Below are 16,346 nucleotides of genomic sequence, written 5' to 3'. Positions count from 1 at the left end.
AAACCAACTTCATCCTCTTTCCTCTATAAATTATTCTCTCTATCCTAACATAAGATCAACACGACCTAGTCCTCTGTGCCGCTGCCCCCTCTCTCGACGACGGCAGACAAAAGGCAAGACAGGTGCCATTTGAAATGACCACAAAGCAGGTCTGTGTAGTTGTAGTCAATTCAGTTGACAATGAGACGGTGTTAAAGGCAAGATGACGTGGGGGTAGACCTCAGGAGGAAGCTTCATGACCTATAGCTTAGACCTGAGAGAGAGAGTCGTAGGGTATGTCCAGGAAGGGGGCAGCCCCACTGCAGCTGCACAGATGTACAAAGTCAGTCGTGCAACGGTTTATCGCTGGCTGAACCGAGAAGACCTGAGGCCGACAAAAGTCAAGACTCGGAAGCGAAAGATAGACTTGGTCGCTCTGCAGCAAGACGTAGAACAGTACCCAGAAGCTCGACTGAAGGATAGAGCCCAGAGGTTTGGCGTCCATCCCAGCGCTATTTACTATGCTCTTAGGAAGATGAAAACAACGCGAAAAAAAAGAGTTAAGGCACCGAGAGCGGGATTGGCAAGAGAGAATCCAAGAGAGAATCAACGACTCTAGGGTCTTGAGGGAGTTGGTTCAGAAGTATGGAAGTGAGAGTTTAGCTTACAATGGGCTCTGCACCGCTGACGCGAATGATGAGAGAATGACGAGACAGGGTTTGGGGAGATACGCACCTGTTTTATGCTTGGCCAAAGAGAGGGGAGAAAGTTTATGGGAAGAGAGAGAGCTGAGTAGCCGGTAGGAAGAAGGAGAGAGGGGGTTTGATAGCCCCGACGCTTTTTCAAGTAGCTCGAATGCGGAAGAACTTGAGGGACACTAAATGCCGAGTTTGGAGAGGACATCTGTATTGACTCTGGGCAATGGGCCGATTCAAAGGCCTAGGGCCTGCTCGGCGAACGGAAGGGAAGGATAAAGGATTTGATGAAAGCGGCAGGGCAGGAGGTGGTTTTTTGCTGAGGCCCTCGCCAGACTTGAATGAGATTGAGGGTGACTTTAGTGCTCTCAAGAGGGCAAGGATGCATGCTGATAGAGGAACTTCTGTGGATGAAGTGATAAGGCCTGCGGTCCGCTGTTGCAGACGGAACTGTTGTACTGGCTAGCGTCTCATTGTTATTTGGATTGACTATGGCGGCTATTCCAGCAGCAGCGAGAGGAGGGCTAGGGATCTTCAGGGCAGTTGCAGCACCTGAACGGGCGAACCAGCAGGGATCTGGGTTGTCCCTACTGGCAGCACAGCCAAGGCATTACAGCCAGCCAGACTGATGAGATTGCCGGAATTGAGGTTGGCGGCGGGCTGAAATTGGATCCCCTCAGGCCTGACCTGCAGCCGTCCCCAGAGATAGTGTTCCCGCTGACCGTCGGCATGCAGATCCACCGGGCTGAAGGCGGAGAGGATCTGCCAGTAGGGGGGCAGGGATCCGCCCATTTTTCGCAGGGCCGGGTGCAAAAAGCGCCAGAAGGTCACCAGGGCAGAGGCAGGGTTGCCCGGCAGGCCAAAGTAGAGCTTGGGGGGGCCGTGGGGATTGGGAAAACGAGCCACCGTCAGGGGTTTGCCCGGCTTGATGGCCACGCTGCGGATGAAAATCTCGCCTCCCAACTCCTCCAGCACCTTTTCCACCAGGTCAAAATCCCCCACCGATACCCCTCCGGAAGAGATCACCCCATCGGCGGAGGCCAGGGCCTGCTGGACGACCTGCCGCAACACCTGGAGCCGATCCGGCACGATGCCTAACTGGATCGGGATCCCACCCGCTGCCTTGACCAGAGCCGCCAGGCCGTACTGGTTGGAATCCACGACCTGCCCCGGCCCCGGCACCTGCTGGATGGGCACTAGCTCATCCCCTGTCGAGAACAGGGCTACCCGGGGCTGACGAAACACCGGCACCATCGCCTGTCGGATGGCGGCCAAAACGGCTAGCTCCGCTCCGCCCAAAGCCTGCCCTGCCGGCAGGAGGGGATCCCCCTGGCGGGCAAAGTCTCCCTGAGGCCGGACAAATTGGCCCCGCTGCGGACGCTGCAAGAGGCGAACGGTTCCCGGCGAAGGTTGCTGCGTGTCTTCCTGCATCACCACGGTGTCCGCACCGCTGGGCAAGAGGGAGCCGGTGTAGAGACGCACCGCTTGTCCGGGCTGGAGATCTCGGGTGGGTGCCTTCCCGGCGGGGAGAGTCTCAATCACCTGCAGCTCACAAGGGATCCCCGCTTGCACATCTTCATGGCGCACGGCATAGCCATCCATGCTGGAGGTGGGCCGGGCCGGAAAATCTTGGGGGCTATACACAGTTTGGCTGAGAACGCGGCCTTGGGCGGATCCCAGCTCCACCCACTCTGTGCCCAGCGGCTGAACCGCCTGCAAAATCAGGGCTTCTGCTTCGGCCACCGGCAGCATCACGGCTTTTACAACCCCCTTCTCCAACACCTTATCTTCAGCATCCAGAAGTCGGTTCCGCCAAGGCCATTAAAAACAACTTAAACTGCGGACAGCGGCCATCAATTCCGACCTTGGCATGAGAAGTGTATGACCAGGATCCCACCAAGCCCCAGAGCTGGCAAGAAGTCGCAGCAAGTTGCCCATTGGGAGCTGCAGCTCTTTCGAATTCGGGATCCCGGTCTTGCTGGGGAGATGGGGATCCCGGCAGCGTTGCAACCGGCCATAGGCTATCTGGCTGCTGTGACTGCGGAAGCTGGATACTGGTCGCGTAGCGGGCGTAGCCTTAGGACGACTGAGCCACCGGATAGCTTAAGTGCAGCAAGCGAGGTGTCTATGTTAAATGCCGCCGTCATCCTCACGATCTTCCTTGGCTTCTGGGGAGTCGTGGTTAAGCGCAACCTCATTATGAAGATCCTGTCTATGGATGTCATGAGCACCGGGGTCATCGCCTTCTTCGTGATCTGGGCAGCCCGGAGCGGTGTGTTCACCCCCATCTACAAACCCTGGCGCGAGCTGGACTATGCCGACCCGGTGCCTCAGGGGATCATCCTCACGGCCATCGTCATCGGCCTGTCGGTACAAGCCTTGATGTTGGTGGGGGTGATGAAGCTCTCCCGCAATCATCCCACCCTCGAAGTCGAGAGCATCGAACAGGCACTCGCGTCAGGGGCGCGGAGCACTTTTACCGATGACTGAGCTGACGCTGGTGTGGGTGGCATTGCCCTTTCTGCTGGCCTTCACAACCTACTTGATGCCAGCCCTAACCCGTCCCAGCCTGGTGGGGATGGCTGCGCTGACGGTGGTCTATGCGGTGCAGCAGGGGGGCTTGCCCGGCACAACCGCTGCGCCCTTGGAGCTGCAGCTTTTGGATCACTTCGGGGTGACGCTGCGGATCGATGCCAATGGAGCAGCGATGCTCTTGGCCCACGGCCTGGTCACGCTAGGAGTGGCCCTGTATTTGGATAGACGCTTTGCGGGCAGCCGCTTTCTGGCCATGCAGTTGCTGATCGTCCACGGTAGCGCCAACGCTGTCGTCATCAGTGCCGACCTGATCAGCGTCTACGTTTCCCTGGAGGTGCTCAGCATCGGCGTGTTTTTGCTGCTGACCTATGGGCGGCGGGCTGAGGGCCAACCCACAGTGGAAGAAAATGCTCCGCACCGCGATCGCCAGCTCTGGGTGGGGCTGCGCTACCTTTTCATGAGCAATGTGGCCATGCTCTTCTACCTGATGGGCGCAATCCTGGTCTATGTGCGCACGGGATCCCTGGCGATGAGCAGTTTGGCTATGGCCGACCCCACGGCCTTGGCGCTGATTGCTGTGGGTCTTTTGGCCAAGGGGGCGATCTTCGTTGCCGGCCTGTGGCTGCCCCTCACCTACGTTACCGCGGATCCCGTTGTTGCGGCGGTGCTCAGCGGTTTTACGACCAAAGCAGGAGCCATGGCTTTGGTGCGCTGCAGCGAGGCTTCGCCGGTCTTGGCCCAGGGGTTGCCCTACTTGAGCGCCGGTTCAGCCGTTTTCGGGATCCTACTGGCCCTGATGGCGAGCACGCCCCAGCACCTTCTCGCCTGGAGCTCGGTATCGCAGATGGGATTTGTGATTGCTGCCCCTCAGTGGGCGGGTTTGTACGGTCTTGCCCATGGGTTGGCGAAGCCCTTGCTGTTTGTTGGAACGAGCGTGAGCCATCGCTGGCGGTGGCCCATGTTGCTCTTGGGGACGGCTTCCCTGGCAGGGGTACCCGGCAGTTTGGGGTATGCGGCCAAGGCCCTCAGCTTGTCTGCTCTGGATCCCTGGCACGAGTGGCTGCTGGTGGGGGTTACCGTCGGCACCACTTGTTTAGGCGTGCGAGTGCTGCGGGCACCTGTTTCTCCAATGAAGGGGGCAACCACCTCTGCAACTCCTTGGCAAGATAAAGTGGCACTGGTGCTTTGGGGTGGGGGCTTGCTCTGGGGCTGGCTACCGGCGGCCTATGGCGCTGACAATCTTCTCAAGGCGCTCCTCAGTTTGGGCATTGGGATCCCCCTAGGCTGGTTTTGGGAGCGGATCCCTTTGAAGGGAGGGTCGGTGAACGAAGGGCTGGAAGCAGTGGTGGGCGGCTTGAGCATAGTGTTGGTGCTGGTTTGGGCTCTGTTAGCTGTGGGGAACTATGGGACGCTACCCTGAGTTGGGTCTATTGGAGATCGGCCTGCGCCTCTTGATTTGGTTTCTGCTGACGGGCAATCTGAGCTGGGACAATGTGGCCATTGGGGTGGCGGCAACGTTGCTGCTGCCGCGCCAGGCTTCCGCACCGGTGCAATGGCGGGATTGGGGGCGAGTGCTCCAGGAAATTCTTCTCGCCATCCCAAGAGCCTACTGGGAAGCCTTCGAGATGATCCTCAAGCCCCACACTGTTGAGGAAGTTGTATACAAACAAACCCTGCCCAACCGTTCAGCAGGGCTGGTGTTTCTGGATATCTTTTTAATTACCTTCACGCCCAAAACCATCGTGCTCAATTGCAATGCCCAAGGCACTTATGAAGTCCATGTGCTCAAGCCGCGGGAGGACGTGTGAACCTACTGCTGTTTCTCCTGACCCTAACGCTGTGCTTGCCCCTGTACGCCGCTTGGCTGAAGGAAGATATTTGGCAGACGATGCTCGCCTTTGCCAGCTTGGCCACAAAGACGGCCATCCTGATTTTGGTGGTGTCGGTGGTGCGGGATGATTGGATGATCGGGATTGTGGGGGTTTTGATTTTGTCGGTGGGCAATGCGGCCTTAATGCTCTTGGCTCATGTACTGAAACGGCTGGAAATGCTTTAGAAAGGCCCTGGGGGTAGGTATGGAAGTCTGGGTGGAAGGTCTGAGCTATCTGTTGTTTGGGATTGGTGTGCTGTTTTGGTTGTGGGGAACGGCGCCGCTCCTTGGGGATCGCTCGATTTTGTTCAAGCTGCACGGCCTCTCGGTGTCGGACACCCTGGGCTCTATGAGCATCATGCTGGGGCTGCTGTTGCGGATCCCACGGGAATGGCCCCTGTTGGTGTTGGCACTGATCTCCCTGGCTATTTGGAATACCATTCTGGGCTATGTGCTGGCGTTTTGCTCGCAGCGCAAGTCCCTATAGGAGGGCAGGATGGAAGAGACCCTGTTGCTGGTGATGGCGTTACTCCTGCCCCTGACGGCAAGCTTGGTGGTGACTCAGACCAATCCCTACCACGCCTTGGTAATGCGAGGGATCCTGGGGACGATTGCCGCCCTGATCTATGCGCTGTTTGGGGCGGCGGATGTGGCTCTGACCGAGGCGCTGGTGGGCACTATGCTTTCCATTACCCTCTACGCCATTGCGGTGCGCTCTTCGCTGAGCATGCGCCTGGGCGTTCTTGAAGGCAGCCCTGTGCTGGAGGCCAGTACCTCAGCAGCACGGCAGTTGTTACAGCAGATGCGCCAAGGGCTACAGCGGTATCACATGCGCTTGGAGTTGGCCGCCTATGGGAGTTCGGAGGCGTTGGTGGCTGCTCTTCGCAGCCGAGAGGTACACACCATTGCCCTTGAGCCCGCCGGAGAAGCAGCAGAGTATCGCCTGGTTACACGCGTGCCCCGCCTGCAGGCCATTTTGGCGCAGCAAGCTCTGGCCACTGAGGTGATGGCGACATGAAGTGGGTGTATGGGATAGCAGTGTTGCTGGCAGCCCTACAGCTCATCGTGGGCGAGGTGGGATCCGTGTCCCCCAACCCCACAGCGGGCGTGGCCTTAGTCGAGGCAGTGGAGATTCTGGCCAGCGAAAGCGGTGTGCCCAACGCGGTGACGGGTCTCATTCTGCGCAACCGCCTCTACGATACGGTCTTTGAAGTGGTGGTGTTTTCCACGGCAATTTTGGGCGCCCAATATCTGCTGGCGGATGAGCAGCCGACGGCCAATGTAGCTCAATTTACCGATATTCCCTCGATTGTGTTGGCGCGAGTGGGGGCCACCATTTCGGCTTTGATTGCGGTGGAGCTGGCCATTCGAGGGCACCTGACGCCGGGCGGAGGCTTTGCTGCCGGGGTGGCGGGGGGGACGGCCATTGGCTTGGTGGCGATCACCGCCTCTTCCACCTGGATGGAGGCCATCTACAAACGGTGGCGGGCTGCGATGTGGGAGAAGCTGTCGGTGGTGGCGTTTATCGGGGTGGCTGTGATGGCTCTGGCCGGCTGGGAATTGCCTAGAGGGGAGTTGGGGGATCTGTTTAGCGGCGGTTGGATCCCGATTCTTAACATTTTGGTAGCCATCAAGGTGGCGCTGGGATCCTGGGCGGCAGTTTTGATCTTTATTCGCTACCGCGGCTTGTTATGAGGGTCTAAATGGGTTAATGAGAGGTACCCCTGTCCCGGCAAAATCACGGACATTGCGAGTAACCAGGGTAAGTCCGTAAACCAAGGCTGTAGCAGCCAGTTGTTTGTCAATCGCATTTTGAGAGTGAGGTACGCACAGGCTTCCCCATACCTGGGCTTCGGTAATTGTGAAATCAAGAATGTGATTGGCATAGTCATCGACAACCGTTTGCAGCCACCTCTCCAGAAGGTTGGCTTGCAGATGATCGCCGCGATGGCGCATGAGTTCAACGCCTCGGCGGAGTTCGCCCAGCGTGATCACGCTGATGTAGATGCGGGCCTCTTGCTCAATGGCAGTTTGAAGAAATTCTTGAACCCCGGAGTTGGCTTGACTGTGTTTGCTCAGCTCACTGATGACGTTAGTGTCAAGCAAATACGTCATGGGCAGTGTTATCTTGCACTCGCTCAAAGTCTGAATCGTTGCCAACGTTAGGTATCGATCTGAGCACTTCGGCAAAGGACTGTTTCGCAGGCTGGAGTAAGACTTGCTCTAGGATTTTGCGGTGTTCGGCCTCTGCACTAACGCCGTGACGACTAGCCCTTTGTTTGAGAGCTTTGACAATGGCTTCGTCAACATTGCGAACAATTAACGTGGCCATAGAGCGTTTCCTCGATCGGCAGATCCCTGGGCGGCTTTGCTGCGACGATAGCATTGATATCATCTAAAGTTCAAGTTTTCCCGTCTATTGATACTGATGAAGAAGCTGCCCTTTTGCGGGTTGCCCCAGAGAACTCCTGCCTGCCAGGGATCCAAGCTCTGCCTGCTGTGCATAGCCTTTGAAAGCGCAACACCCAAAAAAGAGGGATCCCGATGAGCAACTTGACCTGCAGGTGACCTCTACAATAGAAGGCTGACTCTGCCACCTCTGGGATCCCTATGCCGCGCCGCACCGATATCCACAAAATCTTGCTCATTGGAGCGGGGCCGATCGTCATTGGCCAAGCCTGCGAATTCGACTACTCGGGCACCCAAGCCTGCAAAGCCCTGCGGGAAGAAGGCTATGAGGTCGTCTTGGTCAACTCTAACCCCGCCACCATCATGACGGATCCCAGTATGGCGGAGCGCACCTACATCGAGCCGGTGACGGTGGACTTTGTGGCCAAAATTATCGAGCGGGAGCGCCCTGATGCTTTGCTGCCCACCATGGGCGGCCAGACGGCCCTCAACGTGGCGGTGCAACTGGCCCAGCAAGGGATCCTGGAGCAGTACGGGGTGGAGTTGATTGGGGCCAAGCGGGAGGCCATTGAAAAAGCCGAAGACCGGGATCTCTTCAAGCAAGCCATGCAGCGGATTGGCTTGGCCGTGCCCCGCTCTGGCCTGGCCCACACCCTGGAAGAAGCCAAGCAGATTGCCCAGGAGATCGGCTATCCCCTCATCATCCGCCCGGCCTATACCCTGGGGGGCACCGGTGGTGGGGTGGCTTACAACCAGGAGGAGTTTGAAGAGATCTGCGCTGCCGGCTTGGAGGCCAGCCCCGTTTCCCAAATCTTGGTGGAAGAATCGGTCATCGGCTGGAAGGAGTTTGAGCTGGAGGTGATGCGGGATCTGGCGGATAACGTGGTGATCATCTGCTCCATAGAAAACATCGACCCGATGGGGGTGCACACTGGCGACTCCATCACCGTGGCCCCGGCCCAAACCCTCACCGACAAGGAATACCAGCGGCTGCGGGACTATGCCATCGCCATCATGCGCGAAATTGGCGTAGAGACCGGGGGATCCAACGTGCAATTTGCCGTCAACCCTGCCAACGGCGAGGTGCGGGTGATCGAGATGAACCCGCGGGTCTCCCGCTCTTCTGCTTTGGCCAGCAAGGCCACCGGCTTTCCCATCGCCAAAATTGCCGCCAAATTGGCAGTGGGCTACACGCTGCCGGAGATCCCCAACGACATCACCCGCAAAACTCCGGCCAGCTTCGAGCCCACCATCGACTATGTGGTCACCAAGATCCCTCGCTTTGCTTTTGAAAAATTCCCCGGCGCAGAGCCGGTTCTCACCACCCAGATGAAATCGGTGGGGGAGGCGATGGCCATTGGCCGCACTTTTCAAGAATCCATCCAGAAGGCCCTGCGCTCTTTGGAAATCGACCGTCCCGGTTTTGGCAGCGATAGGCCGGAGGTTTTCCCCAAGCCGGAGGAAGTGCGGGCCAACCTGCGCACCCCCAACCCCTTCCGCCTGCTCACCATCCGCACCGCTCTGCTCATGGGCTTTTCTGCCCAGGAGATTGCCCAACTCACCCACATCGATCCCTGGTTTATCGACAAGCTGCAGGAGTTGGTGGAGGTGGAGCAGGCCCTCAAGGGGCGGGAGCTGGGATCCCTGAGCGCTGACGACTTGAGACACCTCAAGCAAATGGGCTTCAGCGACCGACAAATTGCCCACCTCACTGGATCCACGGAACATCAGGTGCGGGCCTGCCGCAAAAGCCTGGGGGTGATCCCCACCTACAAAACTGTAGATACCTGCGCCGCCGAATTTGAGGCTGCTACCCCCTACCAGTACTCTACCTACGAGAGCGAGTCGGAGATTTTCCCGGCCCGCAAAGAGAAGGTGATGATCTTGGGAGGTGGCCCCAACCGCATCGGCCAGGGGATCGAATTCGACTACTGCTGTTGTCATGCTGCCTTTGCCCTCAGCCGCCTGGGTTACGAAGCGATCATGGTCAACTCCAACCCGGAAACCGTTTCCACCGACTACGACACCGCTGATCGCCTCTATTTTGAGCCGCTCACCCATGAAGAGGTGATGAACTTGGTGGATGCTGAGCAGCCGGTCGGCCTGATCGTGCAATTTGGCGGTCAAACTCCCCTCAAGCTGGCGCAGGGGCTGGCAGCAGCCCAGGCTCCCATCTGGGGAACTTCCCCCGACTCCATCGACATTGCTGAGGATCGGGGGCGCTTCGAGCGCATCTTGCGGGAGTTGGATATTCGCCAACCGGCCAACGGCATTGCCCGCAGCGTGGAAGAAAGCTTGGAAATTGCCCGCCGCATCGGCTATCCGGTGGTGGTGCGGCCCAGCTACGTCTTGGGGGGACGGGCCATGGAGATCGTCTATTCCGACCAAGACCTGCAGCGCTACATGCAACTGGCGGTGGCGGTGGATCCGGATCGTCCGGTGCTGGTGGATCAGTTCCTGGAAGAGGCGGTGGAGGTGGATGTGGATGCCATTGCCGACCGCACCGGCGCTGTTACCATCGGCGGCATTCTGGAGCACATCGAGCAGGCCGGGATCCACTCGGGCGATTCGGCCTGTGTATTGCCCAGCCGCACCCTCAGCCCCGACGTGCTGCAGGTGATTCGCCAATGGACGGTGAAGTTGGCCCAAGCTCTGAAGGTGGTGGGCCTGATCAACGTGCAATACGCCGTCCAAAAAGGTCAAGTCTATATCCTGGAGGCCAATCCGCGCGCCTCCCGCACCGTCCCCTTTGTCAGCAAGGCCATCGGCCATCCGCTGGCAGACTACGCCGCTCAAGTGATGAGCGGCAAAACCCTAGCCGAGCTGGGCTTTACCCAGGAGGTGATCCCCTCCCACATTGCCGTCAAGGAAGCGGTTTTGCCCTTCCACAAGTTTCCCGGCACCGACACGCTGCTGGGGCCGGAGATGCGCTCCACCGGTGAGGTGATGGGCATTGACACGGACTTTGGCCGCGCTTACGCCAAAGCGCAACTGGCGGCGGGGCAGAATCTGCCTCTCCAGGGGACGGTGTTCATCAGCGTCAGCGACCGGGATAAACAGGCGGTCATCCCGGTAGCCCGCGAGTTTGTGGAGCTGGGCTTTCGCCTATTGGCCACCGAAGGAACCCAAAAGGTTTTGGCCGAGCACGGGATCCCGGTGGATAAAGTCCTCAAGCTGCACGAGGGGCGGCCCCACGTCATCGACGCCATCAAAAACCATCAGATTCAGCTCATTATCAACACTCCTTCCGGTGTCGAGGCGCAGCAAGATGGCCAAAAGATCCGCCGCACTGCCCTGGCTTACAAGATCCCTCTGGTGACCACCTTGGCAGGGGCCAAAGCCACCGCGGCTGCCATCCGTGCTTTGCAGTCGGGATCCCTGCAGGTGAAGTGCTTGCAGGATTTTTTCTCTGTCTAGGATTCTGGAGGAAAAAAAGCAGGTCCCGGACGGCACCTCTTTCCTAAACCTATCCTTAAGAAACGTCTGCTCAAGCTTGGCTGCCATCAACTGCCAGTGACCGACCTTCGCCGGGAAGCTCTCAAAGACCTCCAAATTGCAACAGGCGGGTGCTGATTTGTATCGACAAATCCATTTTTTTCACATTCCCGTTGCGAAAGTTAGGGATCCCTGTCGGCGTCCCTAAAACTGTCTAGCCTGAAAGAAGGAGACGCTTTTGGCGGTCGGCGCGGGAAGAGTTTTGCCCCGTTCAAGGAAGCCGACAAAGCAGAGAATGGTTTTGTCTCTTTAGGAGTTGGCCTATGAGTACGGTAATTCGCCGCTCCTCGGCTGCACGGCAGCTCTGGAGTTGGAATGGCTTTTGCCAATGGATAACCAGCACCGAAAACCGGCTGTACATCGGCTGGTTTGGCGTGTTGATGATCCCGACCTTGTTGGCAGCAGCCTTTTGTTTTGTAATCGCTTTTATTGCTGCTCCGCCGGTGGATGTGGATGGGATCCGCGAGCCGGTGATCGGCTCTTTGATAGGGGGGAACAATCTCATCTCGGCGGCGGTGGTGCCCACGTCGGCGGCCATCGGCTTGCACTTTTATCCCATTTGGGAAGCCACCTCTTTGGATGAATGGCTCTACAACGGCGGCCCCTACCAACTGATCGTGCTCCATTTCCTGATCGGGGTGTGGTGCTACCTGGGCCGGCAGTGGGAGCTGAGCTATCGCTTGGGCATGCGTCCCTGGATTGCGGTGGCGTTTTCCGCTCCGGCGGCGGCGGCTACGGCAGTGCTCTTGGTCTACCCCATCGGCCAGGGCAGTTTCTCGGAAGGCTTGCCCCTGGGGATCGCCGGCACCTTCTACTTCATGCTGGCTTTCCAGGCGGAGCACAATATCCTCATGCACCCTGCTAGCTGGCTGGGGGTGGCCGGCGTCTTTGGCGGCGCTCTGCTGGCCTCCCTGCACGGCTCCCTGGTGATCTCCAGCCTAATCCGCGAGACCTCGGAAGAAGAGTCACAAAATGCCGGCTACCGCTTCGGGCAGGAGGAAGTCACCTACAACTTCCTGGCCGGGCACTACGCGTTCTTGGGGCGGCTGGGGTTCCCCGGCCTGGGCCTGAGAAACAGCCGTTCCGTCCACTTCTGGATGGCGGCCCTGCCCACAGTGGGGATTTGGGCGGCGGCAATAGGTATCGGCATAATGGCCTTTAACTTGAACGGCTTGAACTTCAACCAGTCCATCCTGGACAGCCAGGGCCGCTTCATCCCCACCTACGCCGATCTCCTCAACCGCGCCAACTTGGGGATCCAAGTGATGCACGCCCCCAACGCCCATCATTTTCCCTTGCTGCTGGCGGCTCAACCCTAAGGCAGGCTAGGGGCAGTCCAGCCGGAAAGCGCGGTGAATAGCTTGCAAGGCCGGGATCCCTCGATCCCGGCGCACTACACAGCTCACCTTGATCTCCGAGGTGGCGATCATCTCGATGTTGATTCCGGCTTCGGCTAGGGCTGCAAACAGGCGAGCAGCCACGCCAGGGTAGGTTTCCATCTCGGCGCCGACAATGCTGACCTTGGCAATGTCGTGATCTGCGTCAACGCCTGCCGCCTGGAGCTCTTCGGCCACCTGCCGGCAGACTGCCTCAGCAGCCATCGCTTGATCCTGAGGCACGGTAAAGGCAATGTCGGTGCTGGGGATCCCGTTGTGGTAGCCCCGCTGGCTTTGGATGATGGTGTCCACGATGATCCCGGCAGCCGCCAAGCGCCCGAACAAATGGGCGGCAGTTCCCGGACGATCCGGCACTTTGCGAAGGCCCAGCCGCGATTGCTTCAAATCCAAGGCAACACCGCGTACCGGGTGGCTGTCTTGAGGGGCAGCCGGCATCTTTGCCCGATGCAAGTGGGGGATCACCTGGAACGACTCTCCCAGAGCCAAGGCGGCATCCCCGGCCCGCTCCGCAGCCACCACACAGCTCACCTTGATCTCGGACATGGAGATCATCTGCAAATTGATCCCGGCCTCGGCCAGCACCTGGAACATTTGCGCCGCGATCCCAGGTCGGCCCATCATCCCCACCCCGGCAATGCTGACTTTGGCCACCGCCTCATCCACAATCACCGCTGCACACTGCAGCTCTTGGCCAATCCGCCGGGCAACGGCTGCAGCCTCGGTCACCTGCGACCGACTGACCGTAAAGGCAATGTCATTGGTGGGCTGGGGCACGGATCCCTGCGGCAAGGAGTCCGTCCCGCTGGCGTGAGCGGCTGTGAACTGGAGGGACTGCAAAATCAAATCCACATTCACCCCTGCCGCCGCGATCCCCTGAAAGAGCTGGGCGGCAATGCCAGGGCGATCCGGCACCCCCACCAACACCAACTTGGCCTGATCCCGATCCAGCTCCACCGTATCCACCGCCAGGCCCAGCTCGATACTGCTGTCGGCAGCACGAGGACGGGGGGGAGGAGAAAGAATGAGAGTGCCCTCGCATCCCGCCTGCAACGGCTCCAAGCTGGAGCGCACCCGCAGCTTCACACCGTAGTTGCGGGCAATTTCCACCGAGCGGGGATGCAGCACCTGGGCCCCCAAGCTGGCCAGCTCCAACATTTCATCACTGGTGATCTCCGGCAACAGCCTGGCCTCAGGCACCTTACGCGGATCCGTGGTGAAGATCCCCGGCACATCGGTGTAGATCTCACACAGCTCTGCTCCCAAAGCCACTGCCAAGGCCACCGCCGTGGTGTCGGATCCCCCCCGACCTAGGGTGGTGATCTCCAGCTCCGCCAGGCTGGTAATCCCCTGGAACCCGGCCACCACCACCACCTCTTCCCGCTCCAGGTGCTGCCACAGGCGGTCGGTGTGGATGTGCAAAATGCGGGCCCGGCTGTAATCCCGAGTGGTGACAATGCCCACCTGGGCTGCCGTCAGGGAAAGGGCAGGACACCCCAAGCGTTGCAGCGCCAAGGCCACCAGGGCAATGCTCACCTGCTCACCGGTGGAAAGGAGCATATCCCATTCCCGCAACTGGGCCGGTGTGGTCGGGGATCCCTGCAAGATCTGCTCCCCCAAGCCCACAAGGCGATCGGTTTCATCCCCCATCGCCGAGACCACCACCACCACCCGATGTCCCCGCTCCACCGTGTGGGCCACCCGTTGGGCCACGGCTTGGATACGCTCGACAGAGCCGACAGAGGTACCGCCGTACTTTTGAACGATTAAGCTGCGTTCCATGAGAGGAGAACGAGGTCAGGGGCGGTTTGGATCCTACCCCGGATCTAGGCCAAGCCCAGCCCATTTTGCAAAAACGGCGGCACCGGCAGCAGGATCAGCACCAGCAGCGTTAGCATCCCCAGCCCCAGCAGATCCCGGGCCTCGTCCAGTTCCGTCACATCGTTGAGGGCCGGCTCGTCAGCACTGGAAATCACAAACAGCAGCAGCGCCCAGAGCAACAGCCAAGGCTGCACCGTCAAAGCCAGCAGCAACACCAACCAGCGGGCTACCCGGCCCACATTCGCTCCCATCTGCTGTCCATACACTGCGTGGACAATGTGCCCTCCATCCAGTTGGCCCACCGGCATGAGGTTAAAGGCAATCACCACCAAGCCCAGCCAGCCGGCAAAGGCCAGCGGGTGCAGCTCGATCACCTGCCCCGGCTGCAACTGATCCCCCAGCACCATGCGGGCCAGAATTGCCAGCAGCACCGATAGGCGCGGGTCAAGGCGATGAAAACTAATCGGGGTCGGCTGCCCCTCCGGCACCGCGGGAGGATCTGCAGGCGCTGAAAACAACAGCCCCAGCAACAGCATGCCCAAAGCAACAAGGCTCCCTGCCAGCGGCCCAGCGGCGGCGATATCAAACAACACCTTGCGGTTGGGCACCGGCTCTTTCAACTGGATAAACGCCCCAAAAGTCCCTAGGACAAAAGGCACCGGGATGAAATAGGGCAGCGAGGTTTTGATGTGGTGGCGGCGGGCCACCCAGTAACGAGTCCACTCATGGGATCCCAAAATGGCAAGGATCCCGACCGCATAGGGCAATCCTTTCATCAGAGAGGGCAAATGCAGCAGCCGGTCAGGGCTAACCCCAGCCGCGTGGGCCCCAGCACTGAGGGTTGTCCAGAAGGTGAATAGCAACAGCCCCAAAGCCAGCAGCGGCAACTCTCGACTGTCCGCCAGGGAGCGCCGCGCCGCCGGGTTGGGCACCAAGGCAAAAAAGGGCTTACCGGCAAACCCCTCCTGCAGCACCACCAAAAAGCGTTTGCCGAAAGTGGTTTCCACGTTTTGCTGCACCCGCTCATAGGCTTCACTGGGATCCGCCCGCAAGTTGCCCCGGCAGATGATCGCCTGGGGGCGGTACTCCACATTTTGCAAATAAAAGACGTTCCAGGGGAAGCAATGGCTCAGCTTCTCCCGCGGCACTTCGGAGATGGGGGTGTGGGCAAGAGCCAGCGAGACCGGATCTGCGGCGCCGGCTTCCTCCTCTTCCTCTGGCTCAGGTTCCCCAGCCGGCGAGGGATCCGCTTCTGGAGAGGAGTTTTCCACCTCTGGCCGAGGGCCTCCGGTTGAGGGTCGAATACCCCCTCGTCTCACCAAGGTCATGCTGGTAAAGTAGGAGGTGAGAAACAGCAGCAACATCAGCAAGGGAGGCAATTCGTACTGAAACACCTGACGCCCCAGCACCCAAACCAAAGGGGGCAGCATCATCACCAGCCACAGGATCCGCCACGGCACCTTCGAAAGGCGGGCCACACTTTTTTGCAGCAGCAGGTAGGTTGCAGAACCCACCAGCGCCAACAGGATCCAATCTGCCATGAGTTCAAAAAACGGAGGAGAACACCTCTACCAAGCTAGCGGCAAATCCAATCCCCTCGCTACAGCTTGCAGCCGGGATCCCTGAAGAGCCAATTGAGGCTTGGCCTGCCCATAGACCGCCACCATTCCGGGGCAAACTTTTCATTCGCGCGAGCGGTGCGGAGCACTTTACTTCTTGTCAGCAGTGGGGCGAAAAAGAGGGATCCCCTTGAGGCGTGCTTATGCTGCCGGCGTCCACTGCACAGCTTCGCCCATGGGCCCCAACCTCAACCCAGTATCTATTCTGGCCAAAAGGTATTCCCTGTCATGCCTCGCAGGGTGAAATAAACAAATAGAAGCAACAAAAGGGATCCCAGCGTAACCATAGCCGCCGCTGTTGGACTTTTGCGATACAGGCCGACAAAAGGCTGGAGGCCAGCCCAGATCCCCCCCAGCAAAACGGTAATAAAGTAAGTGGGATAACGGGAGACATTCTCCACAAACTGGTCTTCCAGTCTTCTGGGGGGCTGCGGTTGTGGCATAAGAGGCTGGGGCTCCAACTGATACATTTACGCTGAACACTGCTGAACATCACTGTTCAACTATGCAGCGATAGCATTCTGTTTGT

General features: G+C 59.1%; 15 protein-coding genes and 1 pseudogene. 10 read left to right on the top strand and 6 right to left on the bottom strand.

What is annotated here, in order from left to right:
• Positions 1 to 235: 235 nt before the first annotated feature.
• Positions 236 to 1,140 (top strand): annotated as a pseudogene (locus tag NW839_RS02910) (IS630 transposase-related protein).
• Between the two features lie 68 nt (positions 1,141 to 1,208).
• Here the strand turns inward: NW839_RS02910 and glp are convergent.
• On the bottom strand, positions 1,209 to 2,456 hold the full coding sequence (gene glp, locus NW839_RS02905) for a gephyrin-like molybdotransferase Glp (protein WP_414350426.1): 1,248 nt from the start codon (positions 2,454 to 2,456) through the stop codon (positions 1,209 to 1,211).
• A gap of 345 nt (positions 2,457 to 2,801) precedes the next feature.
• Between glp and NW839_RS02900 the strand changes: the two genes are divergently transcribed.
• The 7 genes from NW839_RS02900 to NW839_RS02870 are packed head-to-tail and all read left to right on the top strand — an operon-like array spanning position 2,802 to position 6,774.
• Positions 2,802 to 3,164 (top strand): cation:proton antiporter subunit C, encoded by a 363-nt coding sequence (locus tag NW839_RS02900; RefSeq protein WP_414350428.1) that lies wholly within the window; start codon positions 2,802 to 2,804, stop codon positions 3,162 to 3,164.
• On the top strand, positions 3,157 to 4,629 hold the full coding sequence (locus NW839_RS02895) for a cation:proton antiporter (RefSeq protein WP_414350425.1): 1,473 nt from the start codon (positions 3,157 to 3,159) through the stop codon (positions 4,627 to 4,629). Before NW839_RS02900 ends, NW839_RS02895 begins: the two co-directional genes overlap by 8 nt.
• A complete protein-coding gene (locus NW839_RS02890) occupies positions 4,613 to 5,017 on the top strand; it encodes a Na+/H+ antiporter subunit E (protein ID WP_041436089.1) in 405 nt (134 codons plus the stop codon). Before NW839_RS02895 ends, NW839_RS02890 begins: the two co-directional genes overlap by 17 nt.
• On the top strand, positions 5,014 to 5,265 hold the full coding sequence (locus NW839_RS02885; protein WP_011431878.1) for a hypothetical protein: 252 nt from the start codon (positions 5,014 to 5,016) through the stop codon (positions 5,263 to 5,265). The genes NW839_RS02890 and NW839_RS02885 overlap by 4 nt, the downstream gene beginning before the upstream one ends.
• 19 nt (positions 5,266 to 5,284) lie before the next feature.
• A complete protein-coding gene (locus tag NW839_RS02880) occupies positions 5,285 to 5,566 on the top strand; it encodes a monovalent cation/H(+) antiporter subunit G (RefSeq protein WP_011431879.1) in 282 nt (93 codons plus the stop codon).
• 9 nt (positions 5,567 to 5,575) lie between these two features.
• Positions 5,576 to 6,097, top strand: a complete 522-nt coding sequence (locus NW839_RS02875) for a DUF4040 domain-containing protein (protein WP_414350424.1) — start codon at positions 5,576 to 5,578, stop codon at positions 6,095 to 6,097.
• Positions 6,094 to 6,774 (top strand): Na(+)/H(+) antiporter subunit B, encoded by a 681-nt coding sequence (locus NW839_RS02870; RefSeq protein WP_414350422.1) that lies wholly within the window; start codon positions 6,094 to 6,096, stop codon positions 6,772 to 6,774. The genes NW839_RS02875 and NW839_RS02870 overlap by 4 nt, the downstream gene beginning before the upstream one ends.
• Here the strand turns inward: NW839_RS02870 and NW839_RS02865 are convergent.
• On the bottom strand, positions 6,769 to 7,194 hold the full coding sequence (locus tag NW839_RS02865; RefSeq protein ID WP_414350420.1) for a type II toxin-antitoxin system VapC family toxin: 426 nt from the start codon (positions 7,192 to 7,194) through the stop codon (positions 6,769 to 6,771). The genes NW839_RS02870 and NW839_RS02865 overlap by 6 nt on opposite strands.
• A complete protein-coding gene (locus NW839_RS02860) occupies positions 7,178 to 7,411 on the bottom strand; it encodes a FitA-like ribbon-helix-helix domain-containing protein (protein ID WP_071818136.1) in 234 nt (77 codons plus the stop codon). Before NW839_RS02860 ends, NW839_RS02865 begins: the two co-directional genes overlap by 17 nt.
• 278 nt (positions 7,412 to 7,689) lie before the next feature.
• Here NW839_RS02860 and carB point away from each other — a divergent pair, with 278 nt between their 5' ends.
• Together carB and psbA are read left to right on the top strand one after the other, a co-directional pair.
• Complete coding sequence (carB, locus tag NW839_RS02855; protein WP_414350418.1) at positions 7,690 to 10,905, top strand: carbamoyl-phosphate synthase large subunit; 3,216 nt, start codon at positions 7,690 to 7,692, stop codon at positions 10,903 to 10,905.
• Between the two features lie 341 nt (positions 10,906 to 11,246).
• Entirely contained in the window at positions 11,247 to 12,302 is a 1,056-nt protein-coding gene (gene psbA / locus NW839_RS02850) for a photosystem II q(b) protein (RefSeq protein WP_414350416.1), read from the top strand.
• A gap of 6 nt (positions 12,303 to 12,308) precedes the next feature.
• Here the strand turns inward: psbA and NW839_RS02845 are convergent, their stop codons facing one another.
• The 3 genes from NW839_RS02845 to NW839_RS02835 all read right to left on the bottom strand — a co-directional run bounded on the left by NW839_RS02845 (position 12,309) and on the right by NW839_RS02835 (position 16,287).
• Positions 12,309 to 14,159 carry an aspartate kinase gene (locus NW839_RS02845; RefSeq protein WP_414350414.1) on the bottom strand — a complete coding sequence of 617 codons (1,851 nt, stop codon included), beginning with the start codon at positions 14,157 to 14,159 and terminating at the stop codon, positions 12,309 to 12,311.
• Positions 14,160 to 14,203: 44 nt separating this feature from the next.
• Complete coding sequence (locus NW839_RS02840; RefSeq protein WP_414350412.1) at positions 14,204 to 15,739, bottom strand: site-2 protease family protein; 1,536 nt, start codon at positions 15,737 to 15,739, stop codon at positions 14,204 to 14,206.
• Positions 15,740 to 16,017: 278 nt separating this feature from the next.
• Positions 16,018 to 16,287, bottom strand: a complete 270-nt coding sequence (locus tag NW839_RS02835; RefSeq protein ID WP_414350410.1) for a DUF751 family protein — start codon at positions 16,285 to 16,287, stop codon at positions 16,018 to 16,020.
• Positions 16,288 to 16,346 lie beyond the last annotated feature (59 nt).

The organism is Synechococcus sp. R5-15, assembly GCF_047462035.1.
In the GTDB taxonomy this organism is placed as follows: domain Bacteria; phylum Cyanobacteriota; class Cyanobacteriia; order Thermostichales; family Thermostichaceae; genus Thermostichus.
This window is presented reverse-complemented; position numbering and strand designations above follow the sequence as displayed.

Excerpts from the sequence above, each read along its gene's own strand:
- NW839_RS02900 (WP_414350428.1), top strand. The coding sequence starts at position 2,802 with ATGTTAAATGCCGCCGTCATCCTCACGATCTTCCTTGGCTTCTGGGGA.
- NW839_RS02895 (WP_414350425.1), top strand. The coding sequence starts at position 3,157 with ATGACTGAGCTGACGCTGGTGTGGGTGGCATTGCCCTTTCTGCTGGCC.
- NW839_RS02890 (WP_041436089.1), top strand. The coding sequence starts at position 4,613 with ATGGGACGCTACCCTGAGTTGGGTCTATTGGAGATCGGCCTGCGCCTC.
- NW839_RS02880 (WP_011431879.1), top strand. The coding sequence starts at position 5,285 with ATGGAAGTCTGGGTGGAAGGTCTGAGCTATCTGTTGTTTGGGATTGGT.
- NW839_RS02875 (WP_414350424.1), top strand. The coding sequence starts at position 5,576 with ATGGAAGAGACCCTGTTGCTGGTGATGGCGTTACTCCTGCCCCTGACG.
- NW839_RS02870 (WP_414350422.1), top strand. The coding sequence starts at position 6,094 with ATGAAGTGGGTGTATGGGATAGCAGTGTTGCTGGCAGCCCTACAGCTC.
- NW839_RS02865 (WP_414350420.1), bottom strand. The coding sequence starts at position 7,194 with ATGACGTATTTGCTTGACACTAACGTCATCAGTGAGCTGAGCAAACAC.
- NW839_RS02860 (WP_071818136.1), bottom strand. The coding sequence starts at position 7,411 with ATGGCCACGTTAATTGTTCGCAATGTTGACGAAGCCATTGTCAAAGCT.
- carB (WP_414350418.1), top strand. The coding sequence starts at position 7,690 with ATGCCGCGCCGCACCGATATCCACAAAATCTTGCTCATTGGAGCGGGG.
- psbA (WP_414350416.1), top strand. The coding sequence starts at position 11,247 with ATGAGTACGGTAATTCGCCGCTCCTCGGCTGCACGGCAGCTCTGGAGT.
- NW839_RS02845 (WP_414350414.1), bottom strand. The coding sequence starts at position 14,159 with ATGGAACGCAGCTTAATCGTTCAAAAGTACGGCGGTACCTCTGTCGGC.
- NW839_RS02840 (WP_414350412.1), bottom strand. The coding sequence starts at position 15,739 with ATGGCAGATTGGATCCTGTTGGCGCTGGTGGGTTCTGCAACCTACCTG.
- NW839_RS02835 (WP_414350410.1), bottom strand. The coding sequence starts at position 16,287 with ATGTATCAGTTGGAGCCCCAGCCTCTTATGCCACAACCGCAGCCCCCC.